Below are 23,642 nucleotides of genomic sequence, written 5' to 3'. Positions count from 1 at the left end.
TCAGTTTTTCAGTTTTGCAGTCGCATTTTGCGGCACCGGCTTGGCTTCATGAAAAACCTTACCGTCGCGCAGTGCGTTTAAAGCATCGGAATGGAATTCACGGCGGTACAGTACGATGACCACCAAGGTTGAAGCGGCAATAAACACCAAGGGGTGTATGAAGCCAACAATGACAGCCAGTGCGTAATAGTAAGAACGAAGCCCCAGATTGAAGGCATCGCCGGCCAAATTACAGATGTGCCCAGCATTACGAGCGAAGGTTTCCCTCGCAGCGGGGCTGGTTTTACTGTCACTGGCCAACGGCGCGCTACCGATCATTACGGCAACAAAATTGTACATCCGCATGGCCCACGTAAATTTAAAGAAGGCATAGACGAACACCACCAGCAGGACAACCAGCCTCAATTCCCACACTTCACGGGTGGGCACAAAGCTGAACGGCATGGTGGAAAAAACCTCCATGGCCTCACTGGTATAACCCAATGCGGTGAGAAGCCCGGCCAGAATCAGAAGACAACTGGATGCGAAAAAGGCGCCGTTTCGCTCAAGATTGCCAACCGCAGACGTGTCGGCGATACGGTTTTCGCGCTTAAGCATCACCCGCATCCAGTCTTCACGATACAGATCAAGCGTATTCGACAAACACGAGTGAGTAACGGCCCGTTTTTTCGAGTACCAGGTATAACCTCCCCAACAAACCAGGAACCAGAGTAACGCCAGAAGGTCTAGGTAATGTGTCATTGGCTAATCTGTATCCAGGCCAGTAGAAATGCGGTCAAAACGTTTACATATAATACGGTAAGCCGGCTTACCGAGCCACTTTATAGCGAACGTATATGCAGCATACTGACGCGAATATGCTATAAACTTCGGTCTTATCACCCGCTTTCCGCTGATAAGAAACAAACCTACGCAACATGAAGGAGCCATGCGTGAAATCAGGAAACTTGCCCGGTCTGCTCATTGTTCTGGCCCTGCTGGCAACCCTCTCCGGATGCGCGGTCAATCCGGTAACCGGAGAACGCCAGTTGTCGTTAATCCCCGAGAGCCAGGAGTTGTCGTTGGGGGCTGAGCAATACGTACCGACCCAACAAACACAAGGAGGGCAGTTCTACCTGGATCCTGAACTCACGGTGTATGTACGTGAAGTCGGCATGAAAATGGCCCGAGTGAGCGACCGGCCGGACCTTCCCTATGATTTTGTCGTATTAAACAGTAGCGTCCCCAATGCCTGGGCTCTGCCGGGCGGAAAGATCGCGATCAACCGAGGTTTACTGGCGAAGTTGGATGATGAGGCTCAGCTGGCTTCCGTCTTGGGCCACGAGATCGTTCACGCTGCAGCGCGGCACAGCGTCCAACGCATGCAACAAGGTATGTTGATCAGTGCCGGAATGGCCGGTATTGGCATGGCCATCTCCGATAACGAGTGGGCTGGTCTTATCATGGGGGGAGCGGCAGTTGGTGCTCAACTGGCTTTGGCACAGTACGGCCAGGGCGATGAGCTGGAGTCCGACGCCTACGGGATAAAGTACATGAAAGCCGCCGGTTACGACCCGCAAGCGGCCGTTGAACTGCAGGAACTTTTTCTGTCTTTATCCGAAGGTAACCAATCCAGTTGGCTGAACGGTCTGTTTGCCAGCCACCCACCCTCGGCGAAGCGCGTGCAAGCGAATCAGGAACTTGTTCAGAAAATCGGCGCAGGGGGCTATCGGGGTACGGATATTTATCAGCGCAGAATCGCGATGATTAAAAAACTCCAACCCGCCTACGACGCACACGACAAAGCCATAAAACTCGCGTCAGAAGACAAGATGAGCGAAGCGCTGACCTCGATTAACAAGGCCATCAAAATTGAGCCGCGAGAAGCAATGTTCTACGCATTGCGCGGGCGCATCTATAAAAGCCAGGACCAACTAGACAAGGCGCGTGCAGACTTCGATAAAGCCGTATCCCTATACCCCGAAATGTTTCAATACCAGCTTCACAACGGCCTGAACGAACTGGCCCTGAACAATCTGAGCAAAGCTCGAAACCACCTGGAACGAGCGAACGAAGTGGTGCCAACGTCAATCGCTTACCTGCGCCTCGGCGACATTTCCAGAGAGCAAGGTCACCGAGATGAGGCCATACGTTACTATTCCACAGCAGCGGAGGCTGGCGGTGATATCGGCGAGGAAGCCAAGCGGAAACTGGCAGCAATGACCAACTAGGCAAACGCAAATTGCACGAAAAACCGGAGGTTAACCACCTCCGGTTTTTTTATGGACATCATCATTGCCCGTTTGACGCGAGATAAGCGTCAATGATTACATTGACTTCTAGAGCAATAACTCTAAAAATCAGATAACCCAATAACAAACGGACAACCAACATGCTCTCAAAACGAATGCAGCCGCTGACATCCCAGGCGCGGCGATCCTATGTCGAGTTAATGTTCCAGGTCATGGGGCGCGCATTGCAAGCGATTAGCGAGGTGGATGAGGTAGCACGTGACGAAATCAAGCTCCTACCCGATGGTTTTCTCTTTGAAATGCAGGTTATGCCCGCGGGCCCTAAGCTGATCGTAGAGCACATCGGTGAAGGCCGCCTTCGTTTTCTTGGCGACCGGGCACCGCGGCCGATCGACCTGTCTATTCAGTTCAAACACATCGCGCACGCGTTTCTGGTGCTGTCGTTCCAAGAAAAGACATCTGTTGCGTTTGCAAACGACCGCATGCTGGTGGATGGCGATGTAAGCCTCGCTATCCGTATGACCCGGGTGCTGAACCGCTTGGAAGCATTCATTCTGCCTAAGCTGGTCGCGGAGCGCGCCGTCAAAGAGTACCCGGACCACATCAATTTCCCGAACAAACTCATCAGCGCTGCACGTATTTACCTGAAAGTAGCCACCAACCTTGTCGAGACAGCGAGAGCATAATGACCAACAAATACTACGAGTTCTTCTGCCCGGTAAAAGTCATCGCAGGCAAAGCCGCCTTGGAACACATTCCTTTTGAATTGACCAGTCTGGCGGCAAAGCGCCCGATGATCATCACAGACAAAGGCGTGCGAGCGGCCGGCCTACTTGATCCGGTCATCGCCGCATGTGAAGAAAGCGGTCTGGACATTGTGTCAATTTACGATGACGTGCCACCGGATTCGTCAACAACCGTGGTCGCCGCAATCGCCAAGGTTTATCGCAAGGAAAAGTGCGATTCGATCATCGCTGTGGGCGGTGGCTCCGCCATCGATACCGGCAAAGCCGTGAACATTCTGGTTTCTGAAGGCGGTGACGACATCGCTGAATACAGCGGTGCCGGCATTCTGAAACACCCGCTGAACCCCTTTTTCGTGGTTCCAACCACCGCAGGTACTGGTTCGGAAGTCACCTCCGTGGCCGTTATCACCGATGAAAAACGAGGCGTAAAGCTGCCCTACTCTTCGCCATTCCTGCTGCCGAATGCTGCCATTATCGACCCCCGAATGACGCTTACGCTGCCGCCGCACATTACCGCAGCTACTGCGATGGATGCTCTTACCCACGCCACCGAAGCATTCACGTGCATGGGCAAGAATCCGCTGAGCGACGCTTACGCAACCGCTGCGGTGAAAAAGGTCAGCCAGTCACTGCTCAAGGTGATGGACACACCCAAAGACGAAGACGGCCGCCTCGACCTGGCCCAGGCCTCCACCATGGCAGGCATCGCCTTCTCAAATTCAATGGTTGGCCTTGTCCACGCACTTGGGCACGCCACAGGCGCGATTGTTCACCTGCCACACGGGCTGTGCATGAGCTTGTACCTGCCCTACGTTCTGGAATTCAATCTGGAAAGCATTCGCGAGCCTCTGGGCGAGTTGTTGCTCCACTTGGAAGGCCCCGAAGTGTATTCGGCAACGCCGAGCTCTCGTCGCGCAGAAGCCAGCATTTCCTCTATTCGCAAGCTTCGCGATGAACTCTACAAGCGCTGCAAGCTGCCACGAACCTTGAAAGAAACCGAAAAAGTTTCCGAGGATCAATTGGAAGCCATTGCAACAATGGCGTTGGACGACGGTTCGATCATGTTCAACCCGAAAGAAGTGTCGCTTGAGGACGCGCTGACAATCTTGCGGAGAGCCTGGGCCTAAATTCCTCGTTAGCGGAATGCTACCCTGAAACAATCAGGTAGCATTCCGCTACATAAAAAGCATTTCACATCCACCATTAAACAGGTAATATTCTGTTATCATTTCGCCACAGTGTAGGCTGGATAGCTTTTGCTAAGCTTCCTTTACCCGGCCGCCAGGGTTTTATGCATGTATTTTGGACGTATCTGCGCTCTGCACTTTTCTACCCGACTTCTGATTATTTCGCTTCTCTGTTACGCCCTGGGCGCCAACGCCTCTGAGGACATCGAAGAGCATCCCAAAATCTTCCGTCTCAACGTATCCCCACACGGATACCCGCCCTATCTCATTGTTGACGACGACACCCCGTCCGGCATTCTATGGGACGTGATGACAGCCATAACCCCGCGCCTGGGTTACCAGTTGATACCCCGAAAAATCCCCCGAAAACGGGTGGACGGCATGCTGCTTGACGGTTACATCGACGGCACACTGAGAGCCATTGAATGGACAGAAAATCCGGAGAAATTTTTGTTCACTCACGCGGTGGTGGATATAGAAGAAGTACTGTTCTTCGAGCACGATTCAAAAATGGACTTCTCGCACCCCTCGGATATATTCGGGCACACCATTGTTGCGCACTTAGGGTATAAATACCCTGCTCTTGCCCCCTACTTCGAGCAAGGTAAGATCAAACGCTTCAATGTTTCCAGCGACAAAGATCTCTTCCGCTACGTATTGTTGGGAGATCGCTTTTATGCAGCCCTGGCCGACCGACTGGTGGGCCAATGGTTCTTGCGCAACGAGGGGCTTTCAAACCGGTTACGGCCTTCGACAGGCAGCATCAGCCAATATGGTTACCGCCTCATGCTTCGAAAGGATTGGACGCATTTCGCCCAAGGGTTTAACCGGGAACTGTCGGCCATGCGCGAGAATGGCGAGCTGGATGCCATTCTCGAAAATTACCGTTAACGCCGCTGAACGGCGTGTATCACTCCAACCTGCGCAGAAGCAGCATGGGAGAGACGTTCAAGACCGGTCGCAACTGCCAGCGCCCGAATATAGCCAATAACAAGGCGCTAATCAGCGGAACCGATAACACCACCTGCCAGTGCCATCGGAACTCCCCTTCAAACGCACGAGCCTGCAACGCATAAACGGCCATCTCCGCCGCCAGCACACCCAACACACCCGCAAAGAACCCCAACAAGGCAAACTCCAGCATAGTGCTCCGCACCAACAACAACTGCTGACCGCCCAGTGTGCGTAGCAACGCACCTTCCCGCTGCCGGTCACGAAGCGTCGCGCTTACCACAGCGGCCATCACCACCAGTGCTGCCGCTAAAATCAAAGCCAGTATCGCTTCGATGGCTTGCGTCACTTGCTGAACGATTTCCTGAATGCGTTTGATGATGTGGTCAATCTCCAAGACAGAAACCGTTGGGTACTGACGGGAGAATGCGTTCAACAACATCTTGTCGCTTTCATCCAGATGAAAACTGGTAATCCATGTGGCGGGCATGTCGGTCAGCCCGCCCCCCGGCGGGAACGCCATGTAGAAGTTGGGTTTCATACTGTCCCACTGAACGCTCCGTATGCTGGCGACCGGTTCTGTCACTTTCTCAGAGCCAATGGTAAACGTTAATCTGTCACCCAGCTTCAAGCCCAGCTTGTTGGCTAATTCCGCTTCAACCGACACACCTTCCGCATGGTTGCTTTCGAACCATTGGCCTTCCTGAATCCGGTTATCTTCTGGAAGCTGTGCCATCCAGGTAAGATTTAATTCCCGGTTCAGAGCATTGATACGCTCATCCTTACTCACAGCTTCTTTAACCGGCTGACCGTTCAGCGCTGTCAGCCGCCCCCGTACCATCGGGTAAACCGTGTCCAAGCGGACACCGCGCTCGGCCCAGAATGTTTCCACCGAGGCAACATCATCCGGAGCAATGTTGATCAGGAAGTGATTGGGTGTATTTTCCGGCAACTGCGCCTGCCAGTCCTCCAACAACGCTGAACGGACCAACACCAGTGTGGCCGCAAGCATCAGAGTCATCGCAAATACCGCCATTTGCGCCATGCTGGCTTGTCGATGTCGATACAACCCTACTAGAGCAAGGCGCCATGCATTTCCTCCTCCGCGCACACGACGAAGCAGGGCCACCATCAGCCAACCGATAAGTGCCAGCACAGTCAGCAGGAGTGCCAACCCGCCGAGCAACGAAACCACCAAGGTCAGTTCACCTGCGTACAGCCAAACCAAACCAAAAACAGCAACCACGGCAATGACGATATCCGGCAGCACTTCCCTTCCGGATTCACCCGGCTGGGCGCGCAGCACTCGCATAGCCGGGACATTTTGCAGGCGGCGAATGGGCGGATAGGCGAATGCAAACAGCGAGATCAGGGCGGTCAGTAACGCCGGCGTGAGCGCCGAAGGGGCCAGATAGAAATCAACAGGGCGCTCCAGTACGTCGCTCAACAGTCGCACAAGCATCCAAAACAACGGCAACGCAACGGCCAGTCCGCCCGCGATACCCACAACGCCCCACAAAGCCAGGCGGCGCAGGTATAACCGCCCTATCCCGCCCCCTGTTAGCCCCAAGGTTTTTAGCAGAGCGACGGTGTCACGCTGAGAAAGCGCATACTGGCGGCTCGCGACCGCAACGGCCACAGCCGCCAGCAAAACCGCGAGACTGCCACCAAGCAGCAGGAACCGCTCAGCGCGCTCAAGTGAGCGTGAGAAAGTTTCGCCATCTCTTACACTTTCCCACTCATGGCTGGGCTCCAGCTGCGGCTCCAACCACTGATAATAGTTTTCAAGCAGACGCTCATCGCCGGCAAAAAGGTAAACGAACTCTACCCGGCTGCCTTCCTGCACAACACCGGTCGCCCCGACATCATAAACGTGCATCATGACTCGCGGAGCCAGGGAGGATAGCCGAAAACCGCCATCCGGCTCGCGAATCAGCAACTTCGACACGGTCAGTTTAAGATTCCCCACTTCCAGACTGTCGCCAATCTCGAGCTCCAATAGCTTGAGCAGCCTCGGGTTGATCCAGATCTCTCCGGGCTCTGGTCCGGCATCAACGGTCATTCGCGAGGATTGTTCGTCTGATTGAACCTCGATGTCGCCTCGCAGAGGGTATTCGTCACTCACGGCTTTCACCGAAACCAGCTGGAACCCGTTTTCACCGAAGACCATGGTTGAGAACTTGATCATCTGGCCGGTTTCCAGGCCGCGAGTTTGCGCTTCGTCGATCCAGCCTGAAGGCACAGGCTTCCCGTTCTCTGCTTCGAGCTGGCGATCTGCCGCCAAAAACGAACTCGCCGAGGACACCAGTGTGCGTTGAAGCTGATTCGCAAACAGCGCAATGGTTGCCACAGTCGCGACCGCGATGATCAAAGCGACCAATACCACCCGGACATCCCGCTCACGCCAGTCACGTTTTACCGACATTAATTTTTTTGCGGCAGCCATCAGTCAGCGAACTCCCGAGCGGTATCCGGCTCGCTCAAAACACCCGCTTCAATATGGAAGGTGCGGTTACACCGTGCGGCCAGCCGCTCATCGTGGGTGACCATGACAAGGGTCGCGCCCTGCTCCCGGTTTAAGTCCATCAGCAAATCAGAAACCGCTTGACCGGTTCGGTTGTCCAAATTACCCGTAGGTTCATCGGCGAACAGAATACTGGGTTCAGAGGCGAAAGCGCGGGCGATGGCGACTCGCTGTTGTTCACCCCCTGATAGCTGCCTCGGTGTATGATTTAGGCGCTCACCCAATCCAACGCGTTCAAGCAACTCGCGAGCCCGCTGATCAGGCGTTTCTATGCCGGCCAGCTCCAGAGGTAACATGACGTTCTCTAACGCACTCAGTGCCGGAAGCAACTGAAAAGACTGAAAAACAAAGCCCACTCGCCGTGCGCGCAGTTTGGCGCGTTCGTCTTCGGTAAGACGACTGATCACGGCGCCATCCAGTTCCACGGTGCCTTCGCTTGGGGTGTCTAACCCGGCAAGCAGGCCCAACAAGGTGGTTTTGCCGGAACCGGAACGACCAACAATGGCTACGGATTCGCCCCGATTGATTTCCAGGTTCACCCCCTGCAAGATCGTCAGCGTATCGGTTTCCAGACTGACTTGGTGAGTCAATCCGGACACTCGCAGCATGAGGCTAGGTTCATTCTTTGTCAGGTCCGTCATTTGGTTCACGCTTGCTCCGTTCGCTGGCGTTCAATGTTTTCGTTTTTAAGGGTACACGAATCTATTATGCATAAGGCGTTTACGTTCGTTAGGTCGTTTTTTCTCATTGTTGTTTTCATGGCGTCTTGGCCTGCCTTGGCGAGTCAGTCCACCCTGCTTGTTGTAGGCGACAGTTTGAGCGCCGCTTACGGGGTTCCTTCCGAGACTGCCTGGGTGGCTCTGCTGCGTGACCGCCTCGAGCGTGAGGGACTGCCCTGGCAGGTGGTTAATGCCAGCATCAGCGGCGAGACAACGGATGGCGGTTTGCGCCGGTTGCCGCGTTTGCTTGAGCTGAATGAGCCGGAGGTGGTTGTCATTGAGCTGGGTGGTAACGATGGCCTTCGTGGGTTTCCTCCGAATGTGATTGAGGCGAATTTGGCCAAGATGATTGAGTTGTCGTTGGATGCTGGTGCTGCTCCGGTTCTTGTGGGTATGCAGATTCCACCGAATTACGGTCAGCGTTATACGCAGATGTTTTCGGATATCTTTCCGTCGTTGTCTGACCGTTATGAGGTGGGGTTGGTTCCGTTCTTTTTGGAGGGGATTTACGATCAGGAGGGTTTGATGCAGGGGGACGGCATTCATCCTACTGAGGAGGCGCAGCCTTTGTTGCTGGAGAACATTTGGCCTGAGCTGGAACCGTTGATCCACTAAAATGCTCCAAGCCTTCGGGCTTTTTAGCAGGTTGAGGGCGGTACGCTCCTTTCCTGAAACCGCTACAAGCACGTCCGTGTGCGCTTCTCTTCGGCCATCCATGGCCTACGACATTTCAGGAAAGGAGCGTACCGCCCTCACCCCAGACTTTGCAGTGATACCTCTCACCGCATCTCAGCAATTTCCTTAAGCAAAATTTCCAACGAAATCCAGCACCCGCCTTTCCGACCAGTAATAGCCATCTTTTGCATGCTCAACAAAGCCTACGTGGCCGCCCCACCGGGGCGCTTCGACTTTCACGTGTCGGCCTAAAACTTTTTTCGATTCCGGGTAGCAGGCGGCAGACAAGAACGGGTCGTCGGCGGCGTTGACCATCAGTGCGGGCACTCGGATGTCCTTAAGGCGGTATAACGCCGAGCATTGGGCCCAGTAGTCTTTTGCGTCTTTGAATCCGTGCAGCGGTGCGGTGTACCGGTTGTCGAATTGATGGAAGTTCCGGATATTTTTGAAGTCGCTGATGTCGATCAATTCCGGGAAACGCTCAGCTTTCTCCTGCATTTTTGCGTACAGGTCGTTGAGGAATCTTTGCATATAGATCCGGCGGCTGGGCAGCGCCAGCATGTCGGCACTTCCGGCTAGGTCAGCGGGCACCGAGTAGGTCGCGGCACCGCTAATCCGGCTGTCGAGTTGTTCGCTTTGCTGCCCGAGGTACAGCAAGGTGAGGTTGCCACCCATGCTGAATCCAGATAAGAACAGGTTTTTGTAGCTGTCGCACAGCGCTCGGGAGACGACGGTGTGGAGGTCTTCGGTGGCACCACTGTGATAGAACCGGGGTTGGTGGTTCATGTTTCCGCCGCAGGAGCGGAAGTTCCAGGCGAGTACGTCCCAGCCTTCAGCCATAAGTGCTTTGGCCAAGCCCAGTACATAGGGTCTGCGGCTGTGGCCTTCCAGACCGTGTGAGATTACAGCAACACGGTCGCTGTTTTGGCGGTACCAATCCAGATGAAGCTCGTCGTTATCCGGAGTCGCTAGCACTTCGGTTTGAGGCGCAGGCATTTCGACGTTTCGAAACAGTGTGGGCCAAATGGACTGCACATGCCCGTTGCGTAACCAGACCGGAGGCCGGTACGGATACTGGACTCGCCTGTGCAAATTTTGACCTTTTAATTCAGGGGGTTGACGAACCAAATCAAAGTCCTTAATATGCGCCGCACATTGATGCTGTTCCCCGATAGCTCAGTTGGTAGAGCAACGGACTGTTAATCCGTTTGTCGCTGGTTCGAGCCCAGCTCGGGGAGCCACTTCTTTTTAAAAGCCGCTGATTGTTTCAATCAGCGGCTTTTTTCTTTCTACGTCAAAGCACTTCTTTCCGCTGCATGAATTCTTTAAGAACCTGGTACAGGGTAAATCCATCCTGCACGCCAATCAGTTCTCGGATGGAATGCATCGCAAACTGCGGAACACCAATATCCAGGGTGGTCACACCAAGGTTTGCGGCGGTCAGCGGTCCGATGGTGCTGCCGCACCCCATGTCGCTGCGCACCACGAAGGTCTGGTGCGGCAAGCCAAGCTCATCGCTGATGTGCCGGTACAATGCCGCAGAACGGCTGTTGGTGGCATAGCGCTGGTTGTGATTCACCTTGATCACTGGCCCCTGGTTCAGTATCGGGCCGTGATTTTCGTCGTGCTTGTCCATGAAGTTAGGATGAATGCCGTGCGCGTTGTCGGCGGAGATCATCATGGATCGGGCAATCGCCCTGCCCTTGCTGGCCCCACACCAACGTTCTAACACATCGCCCAGAAATGGCCCTTGTGCGCCCTCAGCAGACACGCTGCCAACTTCTTCGTGATCGTTGCACACTAACAAAGCCGCCTCGTCTCCCGACGTGTCGAGAAGCGATTGAAGCCCGATGTAACAACTCAGAAGATTGTCCAGCCGGGCGGAGGCCAGGAAATCTTCTCGCAAACCGATCAAGGCAGCGTCTTGTGCATCGTAAAAGCTGAGCTCGTAGCCCAGAATTTTGTTGGCTTTCAGACCGGATTCACTGGCAATCTGCTCTTTGAGCAAATCAGCGAACGTTTCCGTCTCCGATGCTTGCATCAGAATGGGCGGAAGGTCCGTCTGGGCGTTAACCGAGCGATTGCTGTTGGCTTCTCGGTCCAGGTGGATTGCCAGGCTCGGGATAATGGCTACGGGCTTTTTGAAATCGACCAGAACATCCTTAACTTTTCCGTCGTTATCAAGCACCGTCACCCGGCCTGCCAAGGAGAGATCACGGTCAAACCATGGGTTCAGCAGCACACCACCGTACACTTCAGCACCCAACTGAAAATACCCTTTACGGCGAACTTCCGGGTTTGGTTTAACCTTCAGGCACGGGCTGTCAGTATGGGCGCCAACCATTCGGATGCCGGAATTTTCTGCGCCGTTTTTACCGGTACGGAACGCTATGATGGATGAGCCATTGCGAATCGCGTAATAGCTTTTACCTTGCTCCAGCGCCCATTCGTCGCGCTCATCCAGCTGTTCGAAACCAGACGCATCGAGACGCTCTTTCATCACATTGACTGCATGCCAAGGCGTTGGCGAGGCATTCAGAAACTGCAACAAGTCGTTATTAAATTCAGTGTGTTCCATGATCTTCCTGATTGCATGATAATGGCCGCTACAGTATGGCATGAAGCCGCTAACTCGCCTACAGGCTGGTGGCTTGTCCGTATGAGCAACCCAACGATTCAACCCGGAGTTCACTGTGTCGATACCCCGTTTTCTGGACATCGAATACTGCCAAACCGACGATGCTCTCTTCCCGACAGCGATTGCCTGGTCTTTGGAGGACGGGCAGATGAAATCTGTGGTCATCGCTCCCGATGAAGCCTGGATCCCTGAGGGCGCGGATTTGGGCGACATTGATCTGTTCTACCTCGAGGAACAGGGTGTTCCCGTTCTTGAACTGGTCAGAGAGCTCCACGAAGACTTGCCCGGTCAAACCGTTTACGTGGACGGCATGGACCCGGATGAGATTCTGGCAGACCTTATTTTCGAAGCGGTTAAGCAAGAAGCGCCGTTTGAAATTGCACCTATCGCCGAACTGGTAACGGATTTAGACGCCGGCACCCTGGAAGACCGTCGCCGTGAACTGATGTTTGAGGAAGGCCTTGAGCCGCAACTTCCTGAAAACGGCGTCTACGCTTTGCTATTGATTGCCCGCGAGTCCGGACTATTGGATGACCTGATCGGCTGAGCAGCAGAGACGGCGAACTGTGACAGGTGTCTGCGTAACACGGCGTTACACAAGGCAGAATCTGGCGTCAGCACCGTTACTGACAGGAAGCCAGACAATAATGAATAAGGTCGCAACTCGTTTCCTCACCGCCAGCACGATGTCCTTGTGCCTGTTTTCCGGGGTTTCTCACGCTCAGGAAACACCGCGCTCAGACAAGCACTACGTGGGCCTGCTGGCGACCACCATTGAGCACCGCTCTATCGGTGAAATTTCCAAAGAAGATGCCTGGAGCCAAGCCGGTACTCTGGTGATTGGTGGTCACCTGAACGACCTCATTCACGCCGAAGTTCGCTTGGGCGGTGGCTATAAAGATGCCGAGATCAACAGCGATTTCACACTTGCCATCGATTATTACGGCAGCTGGTATATGGGGCTGCACTATCCAGTCGGCGAGCTAGGCAATGTATATGCGCAGGCCGGTTTTACCCACATCAGCGGTGAAGCCACATTGGATAACCCGGACGAACGCCAAAACCGGCAGTTTCAGGAGTTTGGTGACGACTATCCGAGCAGCAGTTTCAGCTTTAGCTGGATAGCAGGTATCGATTTCGAGCTAATCGACAGCATGTATCTGGTGCTGGAAGGCGGGAAGTTGTTCGAAGATACCGATACCAGCGCGAATGCCTTCCAGTTTTCTTCGGGGGTTCGTTACGAGTTTTAAGGGTGCTCCTGATTCGGCGCAGGTCAAGCGGGGCTGGAATCCTTTTTCTGGAACCGCTACGAGCACATCCATGCGCGCTTCTCTCAGGCCATCCTTGGCCTTCGACATTCCAGAAAAAGGATTCCAGCCCCACTCGCCCCAGACTCAGGTTTCAGGGAAGAGACCCTCGCCTGCCTCCTCCCCCTTCAAGAAAAAACTCAGACTTTGTGCTGAATATGCCAGCACTGGTGAATCTTCTGGTTCCGCTGGAAATCCTTATCCAAAGTGCTCGCCGTCACCTCTTTCACATCGAACTCCGCAGCTAAATCTTCGTCCAGCTTAAACTTACGGAAATTGTTAGAGAAGATCAGCAAGCCGTCAGTGGACAGACGCTCCATACACTGACGAACCATCACACCGTGATCCCGCTGCACGTCCAAAACACCCGCCATACGAGCTGAATTGGAGAAGGTCGGCGGGTCCATGAAGATCAAGTCAAAGGTTTCGTTAGCCGTTCGCTTGTCCGCCAGCCATGCCACGCAGTCAGCCTGCTCGACCAGATGCTTACGCGGGTCTGCGCCGTTCAGGGACAAGTTGTCCATTGCCCAGTTCACGTAAGTTTTAGACATATCCAGGCTCAGTGAACGACTGGCACCGCCTACAGCGGCATGCACCGTTGCCGCACCGGTGTAACAGAACAGGTTCAGGAAACGCTTGCCCTGGGCGTTCTGCTGAATCCAATGGCGCACAGGGCGGTGATCCAGGAACAAGCCCGTATCGAGATAGTCTTTCAGGTTAACTTTTAGGGTGCAGCCATGCTCTTGCACCTTTAGATATTCGCCAGTCGCAGCTTGCTTCTCGTATTGCTTGGTACCACTTTGGCGCTGGCGTTGTTTGCAGACCATGTCCTTGGGGTCGATATCCAGCACGTCCGGAATGATCGCCAAAGCTTCGGCCAAACGTTCACGGGCAGCTCTTTCATCGATGGATTTCGGCGCCAGGTATTCCTGAACATGCACCTTACCCTCGTAGATATCGATAGCCAGCGCGTATTCCGGCATGTCGGCATCGTACAGGCGGTAGCTGCCAATGTTTTGTTTTCTGGCCCATTGCCCGATGGACTTCATGTTCTTCTTCAAGCGGTTCCGAAGCATCTCCGCCCGCCCAGCATTGACAATACGAGGGACCACTTGACCGGCGGCAGCTGGATCCCGTGGGGTCCTCGCATTTTCAGCATTCACGTCAAACAACAGCAGCTGCGCAGGCAGTTTGCCGTTAAACAGGTTGTATTGCTTGAAGCTTCTTAACCCGACGGATTTGCCGAACTCAGGCGCGCCTGTAAACACACCTAAACGCCACCCCGCCAGCTCACGCAGCGCGACTTCACCCAGACTTTGGTACAGCGCTGCAAGCACATTCCGCTCGCTCAGGCGCTCACCGTATGGCGGGTTCGTCAACATCAGTCCCTGCTCGGCCCAGCTTTCTTGACGGGTAAAATCGTTCAGCGAACGCTGCTCGACCGTTACAATCCCTTCAAGACCCGCTCGCTGAATGTTTCTCAGTGCGGTATCCAGCACACGGTTATCCTGATCGAATCCCGCAAACACGGGCACTCGGCCCTGCTTGCCCTCGTGTGCCCGGCGCTCGGCTTCCTGGCGCATGCCCAACCACAGCTCGGGTTGGTGGCCTGGCCACTTCTCAAACCCGAAACGCTCTTGGCGACGGCCCGGTGCGATATCCAATGCCATCAAAGCCGCTTCAATTAACAGCGTGCCTGAACCACACATGGGATCGACGAAATCCCCACCCGCGTTAGCAATACCCGGCCACCCAGCCCGCAACAGAACGGCAGCCGCTAAATTTTCTTTCAAGGGCGCCAAGCCCTGCTCCGTGCGATAACCCCGCATATGAAGACTGTGGCCACTGAGATCAAGACCCACAGCCAGACGGCCACGGTTGAGCCGAGCGGAGATAGTCACATCCGGATCTTTCTGGGCAACCGCTGGCCTCGGTGCACCGGCGCCGCGAATACTATCTACGATGCCGTCTTTGACTTTCTGAGCGCCGAACTGGGTGTTTCTGAGTGCTTCATTTTGGCCAAGAAAATTCACCCGGAAGCTGCCACCCGCAGGAATATGAGCCTGCCAATCCATTCTCACGATGCCGTCATAGAGTTCTTCCGCGCTGCGTGCGTCCACCTCATCGATATGCAGGATCACCCTGTTCGCCAGCCGGGACCACATACATGCGCGATACCCGGCTTCGAGTTCACCCTCAACCCAGACACCCGCCGGTGCATTGCGCACAAGCGTGAGGCCAAAAGCCTCCAACTCATCACCCAGGAGATACTCAACGCCCTTCGGGCAGGTTACAAAAAAGACATACTTGGACAAAATCAACTCCTGGTTTTCTAGATAAAGCTGGTAAGCCGCTGGATTCGCAGCGAAAGCCAAAATGGCCTGTCATCATTAGTTCATAAAACTATAAGAAAGTAGTCATATAGACGAAATCGTTAGTGTACTTCTCGGCCAAGTTCGTCTTACCTTGTACCTGACGCGTCGTTCTGGAAGCAACAATTAAAGCTTCCATTAACAGGATCCTGACTGCTCTGACCGGAGCTGGCAATAGTGGGTTGTCCCGGATGGGCTCCACAGGCCATGGTCATCGCAGATGTGTACACGCTTGTTCTGTTAATCCATAGTGAGGAACGGCATGAAAAGACAGAAAAGAGACGTTTACGCTCGTGCATTCAAGCGAGGATACCTCGCTGGCGTGTCCGGAAAATCTAAAGACAGCTGCCCTGTCGATCAACCAGAAGCGCGCCAGGAATGGTTGAACGGGTGGCGAGAAGGCCGCACAGATAACTGGGAGGGCATGACCGGCGTTTCCGGCATCCACAAGTTAGCCAACGTAACCGCAACGTGACCGCGGTGTTGGCCTGACACAGTTAGCTTTATCTGTTTTTTTAATCACTTTAACACGACAATTTGACGCAGTATTCCGAGCAACCAAAACGGGGCCACCCGCCCCGTACCATGCGAAGAAGCGCCACGGGGTTTATTCCCCGCAAAGGGCCCGCTAAGCGGGCCCTACCATTTTATGTCTGCTGCTCTTTTCGTATGGCCTCTACTGCCCCTCCAATCAATCTCGGGCCTTTGTAGATAAATCCGGTGTAGATTTGTACCAACTTGGCACCCGCCCGAATCTTCTCGGCCGCACTCTCGGCATCTGTGATTCCACCAACCCCAATAATGGGAATGCGGTCACCTAGCTCGGCATAAAGCCCTGCAATAACCCGAACGGATGATTGGCGTACAGGCGCCCCGCTTAAACCACCAGCCTCCTGCTCGTGCTCATGGCCTTTTACTGCGTCTCGGCTGATTGTCGTGTTGGTTGCAATCACACCATCCAACCCGGCGTCCAATAGCGCCGCCGCCACAAACCGCACTCCCTCGTCATCCATATCTGGCGCAATCTTTACCGCCACCGGTACGTATCGACCCTGCGCCTGATGACAACGTGTTTGCTCATCCTTGATCGCATGCAACAACTGCTTTAACGAGTCACCGAACTGAAGATCGCGCAGGCCTGGTGTATTAGGCGACGAAACATTCACGGTGATGTAGTCCGCGTAGCCATAAACTGCTGCTATCCCCTTGCGATAGTCAGACTCAGACTGCTCGTTGGGCGTGTCTTTGTTTTTGCCAACGTTGATACCCAAGATACCTTTGTAGCGCCGGTTCCGAACATTACCGATCAAATGCTCGAGCCCTTCGTTATTGAAGCCCATCCGGTTGATAATCGCTTCATGCTCCGGCAAGCGGAACATCCGGGGCTTCGGGTTGCCGGGTTGCGCTAACGGCGTAACCGTACCCACTTCAATGAACCCGAACCCCAATGCACCCAATGCGTCCAGATGGTCTGCGTTTTTGTCCAACCCGGCAGCAAGGCCTACGGGGTTCGGAAAATCCAAACCCATCACATTGACCGGGCAAGGATCAGGATGACGCGTGAACAGATTGAGCACGCCCACTTTTTGAGCAACATCGAGACTCTTCAACGCAACATTGTGGGCCTGCTCTGGCGGTAACCGAAACAACAAATTTCTAAGAACGGGGTACATCGGAAAACTCCTTGCAAGAGGTGGCGGGAGTATACCGGAAGTTTTCCACACCATCTTCCTGAACCGACAAATGTCGCCAAAAGCCGCATGCTGTCGAGGCTTGCGGGGTTTTCCACGGAATCTGTGGATAACTCTGTTGATAAGCGCGGGGCAAACGTTTCCAAGCCTTGATTACTGCGCCAGCCTACAGATTGATCATTTTTTAACCAGCATTTTATCCCTTTAATTTCAATAAGTTATAAAGATTGAAATAAGAATTGACGAAAACCGTAACCTAATGGTAGCTAACGATTCATATTTCAAAGTGTGCATAAAACAGAGGGGCATTTCTGATTTTGCAAGCCCTTTTTTAATTTTTTGGGGCTATACTGGCGCCACAGCAATGCAATGGAGCCCGCGTGCATGGAAAACGTTTCAAGAAACCACCCGAACCCCGACCGTGACCTCGAAGCCGAAAAACACGCCGCCTCTAAAGTTACCCTCATCGGCATGTTCCTTGATGGCTTTCTCGGGCTGATCAAAGTCATCGCCGGCACCCTATTCCATTCCCATGCACTGGTGGTCGATGGCATCCACTCCTTTACCGATGTTGCCTCGGACTGGGTCGTACTTATCGTCATGCGTTTATCTCGCAAGGGCCCGGATGACGACCATCCCTATGGCCACCAAAGGATCGAAACCCTCGGCACACTCGTATTGGGCAGTTTGTTGATTGCCGTGGGGGCGGCGCTGGCGTGGGAAAACATACTGCGCTTGGCAGAACAAGAAGAGCTTTACGTGCCTGGCTGGCCGGTACTGGTTGCGGCCGCCATCTCAGTGTTGAGTAAAGAATGGATTTTCCGCTATACCCGCCACGTTGGTCTCGCAATTCGTTCTGATCTGATCGTCGCCAATGCCTGGCACAGCCGCACTGACGCCATTTCATCGGTGGTCGTGTTGCTTTCAACCGCCGGAGCAATGCTAGGGGTGGTCTGGCTTGACACAGTCGCGGCGGTCGCCGTCGCGATCATCATTGTCCACATCGGCTGGAAATTCACCTGGGACAGCGTCAAAGAACTGATCGATACCGGCTTATCCAAGGACGATACCGAAAAACTCCGCGCAATCGCGCTGGCAACGCCCGGCGTTCGAAACGTCCATGAATTACGAAGCCGGCGCATGGGCCAGGACATACTGCTCGATATCGATCTGGTGGTGCGCCCTGAAATCAGCGTCTCCGAAGGGCACCAGATCGGCCTCAAGGTCGTGACCAGCATGCGCGCAGCTCTCGATAACATTCAGGACATCAATTTTCACATTGATGCTGAAAACGACGAGGCGATCCCCTCTCTAAATGAACCAGGGCTGCCGTCAAGGGAGGAAATACGCTCGCAGCTTACGGAAGCCTTGGGTGAGCTGCCGCCACACAGCCGATTGGGATTACACTACCTGGAAAAAAGGGTCCATCTAGAGATTTTCCTCGACGAAGAACACCCCGCTCCCGAGCTGACTCCGCAGGGGGTTCAGGCCGCGCTTTCGAATGCGCCCTGGCTGGGCAGTGTCCGGATTTGGGTGGCAGCCGAATCCGGGTAGAGCTCCTACCGACGACGCTTTTCTTCCATGCGGGAAAGGAATTCCTGCATCACCAAAGTGTAAAGTTCGCCCCCCAGAAACTTGTCCTCAACCCCGGAATCGATACTTGGATTATCGTTCACCTCGATCACCGCAACGCGGTTGCCTGCCTGTTTGATATCGACGCCATAAAGGCCATTCCCGATCAGGCGAGTCGAATTCAGAGCCGCTTGAATCACATTTCTAGGCACCTCATAGGTCGGCATCGTCTCGAAATCGCCACTTTCGACCGCTGCCCCGCCATGCTGATAGATTTGCCAATGGCCTTTCACCATCATGTATTTGCAGGCATAGATCGCGCGGCCACCCAAAACGCCTATACGCCAGTCGTAGTCGGTGTAGAAATACTCCTGGGCTAACACCAATGCTGACTGCCTGAACAACTCTTTCAAGCCAGCTTTTAACTCCGCTTCATCCTTGGCTTTGGCGACACCCCGCGAAAATGCGCCATCGGGAATTTTTATGACCACCGGAAAGCCCAATTCATTCACCACCTGCTCGACCGCATCCGTCTGGCCTTTTGAAAGAATCAGCGTCTTGGGTGTGGGTACTTTGTTATTTTTCAGCAAGTCTGCGAGGAACACCTTATTGGTGCAGCGCAGAATAGAGACAGGATCATCGATCACGACCAAACCTTCGGCCTCCGCCTTTCGCGCGAAGCGGTAGGTATGATGATCAATCGCTGTGGTTTCCCGAATAAACAAGCCATCGAATTCCGGCAGCCGCATGTAATCCCGGCGAGTAACCCGTTCGACATTAATACCTAACTTTCGACCTGCACGCTCGAATCTTTTAAGGGCAGCCTCATCGCTCGGTGGCATTTCTTCATCCGGGTTTACCAGCATGGCAAGATCAAAACGATAGCGCCGACGGGTTTTTGGTTTGCGCCATACCATGCTGCTAAACCGATCCAATGCTGCTGCAAACAGGTCCTGCTCGCGCTCATCAAGATCCGCGGGGCAAGCCGGCTTCATGGATTCTATTTGCCACTGCTTTCGATGACGGAAAACCACTTCGATAATGGGGCAAGGAAAACGCTCAAACAGCGCACGAGCGACAGGCTTGAGATCTGCATGTTCGGCCTGCCCAAAGTACGTGCGAATCCGAACTTCATGGGTGGCCGCCCTCTCATCTGTAGCGGGATCGATCTCCTGGGCTTCGTTTTCCAGCCACTGGATAACACTGGCGTCCAACTCCTCGAGCTCTAGAGAAAACAGGCCTTTCCTACCGAGGTCGTTCAGCGTCATCACAGAAGGCACCACATGGTGCCCCCGCGCTTCCGCCAACAAGGAACAGTAATAGCCCCGGCTCAAATACCGGGCACTCTGGCAAAGGTTGATTACCCGCACCCGGCTGTTAGAAGGAGCGGCGAATTTCAGGTACTGCTCAAAGGTGAGCACATCTTCACTCGGATAGTAGGGTGCCCAATCTTTCTCTCGATCCACAACAATCAACAAACGGGACATAGCAGGCTTTCCTCCCTGAAGGTTCAGCCGGATAATTAGCGCAACAATACGCCGCTGCAGGGTCCCCCACAATCATCCATTGATGAGTGCTTTTACGCATCCTTCCGCGCTACCCGATGCCCCCTGCCTCTACCATAATAGCTGCAGAGGGAGCCCTTCTGGCCTCCCCGTCTTTTCTGCGCCCCGGGGCTCAACCATCATGCAAGATTTACTGCTACGACAAGCCGTCTCCGGCGACCTGAAAAACCTTGTCGAACTCGAGAACCAATGCTTTATCGACGACCGCATTTCCCGGCGGAGTTTCCGGCGTTTTCTGGAAGTGCCCCGAGACCGACTGATCGTTGCGGAGCTGGGTTCCGATCTGGTGGGCTACTGCCTGGTTCTGATGACTGCCGCGACCCGTCTCGCCAGAATCTATTCCATTGCAGTTTCCCCGAATGTCCGGGGAAAAGGTGTCGGAGAACAACTGATCAAAGCTGCAGAAAAAGAAGCGTCCGATGCCGACCGCATTGTCATGCGCCTTGAGGTACGTGAAGATAACGCCGGTGCCATCAACCTCTATCGACGCCTGGGCTACCGACAGTTCGGCACATACCGGGATTACTATGAAGATCACGGCACCGCGCTGCGATTTGAGCGACGTATTCTGTACTACGAGCCTGCCCGGGAGTTTCTACCGGTGCCTTATTACCCGCAGACTACGGAATTTACCTGCGGTCCATCGGCTCTGATGATGGCTCTGTCGGCGCTGGATGAGTGTCAGCCGTTAACCACCCTTGAAGAGCTGAAAATCTGGCGCGAAGCCACCACGATTTTCATGCTCGCGGGTCATGGTGGCTGTGGCCCCCACGGCCTCGCACTGTCCGCCTGGAACCGGGGCTTTCAGGCCAGCGCCTGGATCAGTCAGGAGGGCGCTCTGTTCAAAGACACTGTGCGTAACGACGATAAAAAGCGGGTACTGGAACTGGTGCATGAGGGGTTTCTGCACGACATAGGGCAAACCGGCATCCAGATACACCACGACCCACTAACGCTAGAGGCGATGGAAGGCGCCCTGGTCAGAGGCGAGATACCGGTTATTCTCATCAGCACCTGGCAACTGAACCGTAGCCGGGTACCTCACTGGGTGACTGTTTGCGCCATCGATGAGGATTTCGTGTATCTGCATGACCCGGAGATCGACATAGAGGAAGGCGAAACGGTGGCCGACAAGCAATATTTACCAATCGACAAACGGGTGTTTAGCAAGATCTCGAGTTACGGCCGCAACCAGCCGCTGCAAGCAGCGGTGATTGTCGGCCCACCAAGAGCGTAATCAGCCATTGCGGATCGCAGCTTCCTTCAATTCGGATATCCGGTCCCGCAAACGGGCCGCAGCTTCGAAATCCAAGTCGGCGGCCGCCTTATACATCTCGTCTTCGAGTGTCGCCACTTCTTTAAGCAGCTCCTGAGGAGAGCGCTTGCCGGCTGCAACCAGGTAATCCTCCGCCTGCTCTGCCGCTTTCTGGCCGGGCCGGTCGGCCTTGCGGCGACCCCGCCCTCCTCCGGGAGCCCCCTCCATAATGTCTGCGATCTTTTTAGTGAGGCCGGTTGGGGTAATACCATGCTCTTCGTTATGAGCCTGCTGCTTCGCCCGGCGGCGTTCGGTTTCATCCAACGCCCGCTGCATCGAACCGGTGATCCTGTCGCCATACAGAATGGCTTTGCCGTTCACGTTCCTAGCAGCACGGCCGATGGTCTGGATCAGCGAACGCTCGCTGCGAAGGAAGCCCTCTTTGTCAGCATCCAGAATCGCCACCAGCGAAACCTCGGGCATATCCAGCCCCTCTCGCAACAGGTTAATACCCACCAGCACATCGAATTCGCCGCGACGAAGATCCCGGATAATCTCAACCCGTTCCACCGTATCAATGTCCGAATGCAGATAGCGCACACGAATGTCGTGCTCCATCAGGAAGTCGGTTAAATCCTCCGCCATCCGTTTGGTTAACGTGGTCACAAGAACACGCTCTTTAACCTCAACCCGAGCGTGAATCTCGGAAAGCAGGTCGTCCACCTGAGTAGACGCAGGACGAACCTCAATCTCGGGATCGAGCAACCCGGTCGGCCGAACCACCTGCTCTACCACCTGCCCGGCGTGTTCAGCTTCATAATTACCGGGTGTCGCCGACACGAAGATCATCTGTGGCGCAATCCGCTCCCACTCTTCGAACCGCATGGGCCGGTTGTCCAGTGCCGATGGCAGACGGAAGCCATATTCAACGAGTGTTTCTTTACGCGAACGGTCCCCCTTGTACATGGCACCGATTTGCGAAATCGTCACGTGGGATTCGTCCACCACCAACAACGCGTTCGGTGGCAGGTAGTCAAACAAGGTGGGAGGCGGTGCGCCCGGATCCCGGCCCGACAGGTAACGGGAATAGTTTTCGATGCCGTTGCAGTAGCCCAGTTCCAGCATCATCTCGATATCGTAGCGTGTCCGTTCCTCGAGCCGCTGCGCCTCCACCAAACGATGATTATCGCGTAACTGCTTCAACCGCTCATCCAGTTCCACTTTAATGTTCTCAACCGCATCCAGGACTTTCTGGCGTGGCGTTACATAGTGAGACTTGGGGTAAATGGTGACGCGCGGCACCCGGCGCAGCACTTCACCGGTAAGGGGGTCAAAATAACTTAGCTGCTCAACTTCATCGTCGAACAACTCAATACGAATAGCTTCGCGCTCGGATTCGGCCGGGAACACATCGATCACGTCGCCGCGAACCCGATAATTGGCCCGATGGAATTCCACATCGTTCCGGGTGTATTGCAACTCGGCCAATCGCCGCAAGATATCGCGCTGCTCGACCGGATCACCTCGGTCCAGATGCAGCATCATCTTCATATAGGACTCAGGGTCGCCCAAGCCATAAATTGATGACACCGAGGCCACGATAATCGCATCCGGGCGTTCCAGCAGTGCCTTGGTCGCCGACAAACGCATTTGTTCGATGTGTTCGTTAATCGAGGCATCTTTTTCGATAAACGTATCCGACGACGGGACATAAGCTTCCGGCTGGTAGTAGTCGTAGTAGGAAACGAAATACTCCACCGCGTTGTCCGGGAAGAATTCTTTAAATTCACCGTACAACTGGGCTGCAAGCGTTTTATTATGGGCCATCACAATGGTTGGCCGCTGCACTTCCTGAATTACGTTGGCAATGGTGAAGGTTTTACCGGAACCCGTCACGCCCAGCAGGGTCTGGTGGGCCAAACCAGAGTGGATACCGTCTACAAGCCCGGCGATGGCCGTGGGCTGATCCCCCGCTGGCTGATAAGGCGAATCGACACGAAAAACACCCTCTTTCGGGGCACGAGTTGATTGACTAGCCATAATTGGCAAAGAACCTCCAGTGGTCAGTGGCAACCATCACGGCTACTACTTACAAGAAATTTAGCGATACCGTCGCTTCATGATACCATCTGCCCGATCGACGGCCGTGTAAAATTCAGCCGGGAAGCAGAACTCCCCGTGCTACCACGCCGGTCGCAGCCCATAAGAC

19 protein-coding genes and 1 tRNA gene are annotated in these 23,642 nt (G+C 54.4%); 11 read left to right on the top strand and 9 right to left on the bottom strand.

From position 1 onward, the window contains the following. Window positions 1-741 (bottom strand): DUF599 domain-containing protein, encoded by a 741-nt coding sequence (locus tag Q9245_RS13895; protein WP_305897745.1) that lies wholly within the window; start codon window positions 739-741, stop codon window positions 1-3. Window positions 742-917: 176 nt separating this feature from the next. On the opposite strand from Q9245_RS13895, the gene Q9245_RS13890 reads away from it, so the two are divergent. From Q9245_RS13890 to Q9245_RS13875, 4 genes are all read left to right on the top strand, one after another. After that, window positions 918-2,210: a M48 family metalloprotease gene (locus Q9245_RS13890; protein ID WP_371824822.1), complete on the top strand. Its 1,293-nt coding sequence runs from the start codon at window positions 918-920 to the stop codon at window positions 2,208-2,210. A 161-nt stretch (window positions 2,211-2,371) separates the two neighbouring features. Further along, entirely contained in the window at window positions 2,372-2,917 is a 546-nt protein-coding gene (locus Q9245_RS13885; RefSeq protein ID WP_305897743.1) for a hypothetical protein, read from the top strand. Continuing rightward, window positions 2,917-4,104, top strand: coding sequence for an iron-containing alcohol dehydrogenase (locus tag Q9245_RS13880; protein ID WP_305897742.1), 1,188 nt, complete (start codon window positions 2,917-2,919; stop codon window positions 4,102-4,104). The genes Q9245_RS13885 and Q9245_RS13880 overlap by 1 nt, the downstream gene beginning before the upstream one ends. 168 nt (window positions 4,105-4,272) lie before the next feature. Beyond that, window positions 4,273-5,055 (top strand): ABC transporter substrate-binding protein, encoded by a 783-nt coding sequence (locus tag Q9245_RS13875; protein ID WP_305897741.1) that lies wholly within the window; start codon window positions 4,273-4,275, stop codon window positions 5,053-5,055. Window positions 5,056-5,074: 19 nt separating this feature from the next. On the opposite strand, the gene Q9245_RS13870 is transcribed toward Q9245_RS13875, so the two are convergent. Together Q9245_RS13870 and Q9245_RS13865 are read right to left on the bottom strand one after the other, a co-directional pair. Then, window positions 5,075-7,561 (bottom strand): ABC transporter permease, encoded by a 2,487-nt coding sequence (locus Q9245_RS13870; RefSeq protein ID WP_305897740.1) that lies wholly within the window; start codon window positions 7,559-7,561, stop codon window positions 5,075-5,077. Further along, window positions 7,561-8,280, bottom strand: coding sequence for an ABC transporter ATP-binding protein (locus Q9245_RS13865; protein WP_305897862.1), 720 nt, complete (start codon window positions 8,278-8,280; stop codon window positions 7,561-7,563). The genes Q9245_RS13870 and Q9245_RS13865 overlap by 1 nt, the downstream gene beginning before the upstream one ends. A gap of 117 nt (window positions 8,281-8,397) precedes the next feature. Here Q9245_RS13865 and Q9245_RS13860 point away from each other — a divergent pair, with 117 nt between their 5' ends. Continuing rightward, window positions 8,398-8,973, top strand: a complete 576-nt coding sequence (locus Q9245_RS13860; RefSeq protein WP_305897739.1) for an arylesterase — start codon at window positions 8,398-8,400, stop codon at window positions 8,971-8,973. A gap of 186 nt (window positions 8,974-9,159) precedes the next feature. Here Q9245_RS13860 and Q9245_RS13855 read toward each other — a convergent pair whose 3' ends face one another. After that, window positions 9,160-10,068, bottom strand: coding sequence for a YheT family hydrolase (locus Q9245_RS13855; RefSeq protein WP_371824821.1), 909 nt, complete (start codon window positions 10,066-10,068; stop codon window positions 9,160-9,162). A 130-nt stretch (window positions 10,069-10,198) separates the two neighbouring features. Here Q9245_RS13855 and Q9245_RS13850 point away from each other — a divergent pair. Further along, window positions 10,199-10,274, top strand: a tRNA-Asn gene (locus Q9245_RS13850). A 53-nt stretch (window positions 10,275-10,327) separates the two neighbouring features. On the opposite strand, the gene Q9245_RS13845 is transcribed toward Q9245_RS13850, so the two are convergent. Continuing rightward, a complete protein-coding gene (locus tag Q9245_RS13845; RefSeq protein ID WP_305897738.1) occupies window positions 10,328-11,611 on the bottom strand; it encodes a M18 family aminopeptidase in 1,284 nt (427 codons plus the stop codon). 115 nt (window positions 11,612-11,726) lie between these two features. Here Q9245_RS13845 and Q9245_RS13840 point away from each other — a divergent pair, with 115 nt between their 5' ends. Beyond that, the gene (locus Q9245_RS13840) at window positions 11,727-12,218 is read left to right on the top strand and encodes a hypothetical protein (RefSeq protein ID WP_305897737.1); all 492 of its coding nucleotides are present in this window, start codon (window positions 11,727-11,729) and stop codon (window positions 12,216-12,218) included. Between the two features lie 100 nt (window positions 12,219-12,318). Continuing rightward, window positions 12,319-12,921, top strand: a complete 603-nt coding sequence (locus Q9245_RS13835) for an outer membrane beta-barrel protein (protein WP_305897736.1) — start codon at window positions 12,319-12,321, stop codon at window positions 12,919-12,921. Window positions 12,922-13,118: 197 nt separating this feature from the next. On the opposite strand, the gene rlmKL is transcribed toward Q9245_RS13835, so the two are convergent. Beyond that, window positions 13,119-15,293, bottom strand: a complete 2,175-nt coding sequence (gene rlmKL / locus Q9245_RS13830; protein ID WP_305897735.1) for a bifunctional 23S rRNA (guanine(2069)-N(7))-methyltransferase RlmK/23S rRNA (guanine(2445)-N(2))-methyltransferase RlmL — start codon at window positions 15,291-15,293, stop codon at window positions 13,119-13,121. A gap of 319 nt (window positions 15,294-15,612) precedes the next feature. Here rlmKL and rmf point away from each other — a divergent pair, with 319 nt between their 5' ends. Next, window positions 15,613-15,825 (top strand): ribosome modulation factor, encoded by a 213-nt coding sequence (rmf, locus tag Q9245_RS13825; protein ID WP_199007373.1) that lies wholly within the window; start codon window positions 15,613-15,615, stop codon window positions 15,823-15,825. Window positions 15,826-15,997: 172 nt separating this feature from the next. Here the strand turns inward: rmf and Q9245_RS13820 are convergent, their stop codons facing one another. After that, window positions 15,998-17,023 carry a quinone-dependent dihydroorotate dehydrogenase gene (locus Q9245_RS13820; RefSeq protein WP_305897734.1) on the bottom strand — a complete coding sequence of 342 codons (1,026 nt, stop codon included), beginning with the start codon at window positions 17,021-17,023 and terminating at the stop codon, window positions 15,998-16,000. Between the two features lie 402 nt (window positions 17,024-17,425). Here Q9245_RS13820 and Q9245_RS13815 point away from each other — a divergent pair, with 402 nt between their 5' ends. Further along, window positions 17,426-18,595, top strand: a complete 1,170-nt coding sequence (locus tag Q9245_RS13815; protein ID WP_305897733.1) for a cation diffusion facilitator family transporter — start codon at window positions 17,426-17,428, stop codon at window positions 18,593-18,595. Window positions 18,596-18,600: 5 nt separating this feature from the next. Here Q9245_RS13815 and Q9245_RS13810 read toward each other — a convergent pair whose 3' ends face one another. Then, the gene (locus Q9245_RS13810) at window positions 18,601-20,100 is read right to left on the bottom strand and encodes a RimK family protein (protein ID WP_305897732.1); all 1,500 of its coding nucleotides are present in this window, start codon (window positions 20,098-20,100) and stop codon (window positions 18,601-18,603) included. 199 nt (window positions 20,101-20,299) lie between these two features. Between Q9245_RS13810 and rimI the strand changes: the two genes are divergently transcribed. Beyond that, window positions 20,300-21,415: a ribosomal protein S18-alanine N-acetyltransferase gene (rimI, locus tag Q9245_RS13805; protein ID WP_305897731.1), complete on the top strand. Its 1,116-nt coding sequence runs from the start codon at window positions 20,300-20,302 to the stop codon at window positions 21,413-21,415. Here the strand turns inward: rimI and uvrB are convergent, their stop codons facing one another. Next, entirely contained in the window at window positions 21,416-23,473 is a 2,058-nt protein-coding gene (gene uvrB / locus Q9245_RS13800) for an excinuclease ABC subunit UvrB (RefSeq protein ID WP_305897730.1), read from the bottom strand. Window positions 23,474-23,642 lie beyond the last annotated feature (169 nt).

This window comes from Marinobacter sp. MDS2 (assembly GCF_030718085.1).
Taxonomy (GTDB): Bacteria; Pseudomonadota; Gammaproteobacteria; order Pseudomonadales; family Oleiphilaceae; genus Marinobacter.
This window is presented reverse-complemented; position numbering and strand designations above follow the sequence as displayed.

What these genes read in the sequence shown, in the direction of transcription:
- Q9245_RS13895 (WP_305897745.1), bottom strand. Translation starts at nt 741, where the DNA reads ATGACACATTACCTAGACCTTCTGGCGTTACTCTGGTTCCTGGTTTGT.
- Q9245_RS13890 (WP_371824822.1), top strand. Translation starts at nt 918, where the DNA reads ATGAAGGAGCCATGCGTGAAATCAGGAAACTTGCCCGGTCTGCTCATT.
- Q9245_RS13885 (WP_305897743.1), top strand. Translation starts at nt 2,372, where the DNA reads ATGCTCTCAAAACGAATGCAGCCGCTGACATCCCAGGCGCGGCGATCC.
- Q9245_RS13880 (WP_305897742.1), top strand. Translation starts at nt 2,917, where the DNA reads ATGACCAACAAATACTACGAGTTCTTCTGCCCGGTAAAAGTCATCGCA.
- Q9245_RS13875 (WP_305897741.1), top strand. Translation starts at nt 4,273, where the DNA reads ATGTATTTTGGACGTATCTGCGCTCTGCACTTTTCTACCCGACTTCTG.
- Q9245_RS13870 (WP_305897740.1), bottom strand. Translation starts at nt 7,561, where the DNA reads ATGGCTGCCGCAAAAAAATTAATGTCGGTAAAACGTGACTGGCGTGAG.
- Q9245_RS13865 (WP_305897862.1), bottom strand. Translation starts at nt 8,280, where the DNA reads ATGACGGACCTGACAAAGAATGAACCTAGCCTCATGCTGCGAGTGTCC.
- Q9245_RS13860 (WP_305897739.1), top strand. Translation starts at nt 8,398, where the DNA reads ATGGCGTCTTGGCCTGCCTTGGCGAGTCAGTCCACCCTGCTTGTTGTA.
- Q9245_RS13845 (WP_305897738.1), bottom strand. Translation starts at nt 11,611, where the DNA reads ATGGAACACACTGAATTTAATAACGACTTGTTGCAGTTTCTGAATGCC.
- Q9245_RS13835 (WP_305897736.1), top strand. Translation starts at nt 12,319, where the DNA reads ATGAATAAGGTCGCAACTCGTTTCCTCACCGCCAGCACGATGTCCTTG.
- rmf (WP_199007373.1), top strand. Translation starts at nt 15,613, where the DNA reads ATGAAAAGACAGAAAAGAGACGTTTACGCTCGTGCATTCAAGCGAGGA.
- Q9245_RS13820 (WP_305897734.1), bottom strand. Translation starts at nt 17,023, where the DNA reads ATGTACCCCGTTCTTAGAAATTTGTTGTTTCGGTTACCGCCAGAGCAG.
- Q9245_RS13815 (WP_305897733.1), top strand. Translation starts at nt 17,426, where the DNA reads ATGGAAAACGTTTCAAGAAACCACCCGAACCCCGACCGTGACCTCGAA.
- Q9245_RS13810 (WP_305897732.1), bottom strand. Translation starts at nt 20,100, where the DNA reads ATGTCCCGTTTGTTGATTGTTGTGGATCGAGAGAAAGATTGGGCACCC.
- rimI (WP_305897731.1), top strand. Translation starts at nt 20,300, where the DNA reads ATGCAAGATTTACTGCTACGACAAGCCGTCTCCGGCGACCTGAAAAAC.
- uvrB (WP_305897730.1), bottom strand. Translation starts at nt 23,473, where the DNA reads ATGGCTAGTCAATCAACTCGTGCCCCGAAAGAGGGTGTTTTTCGTGTC.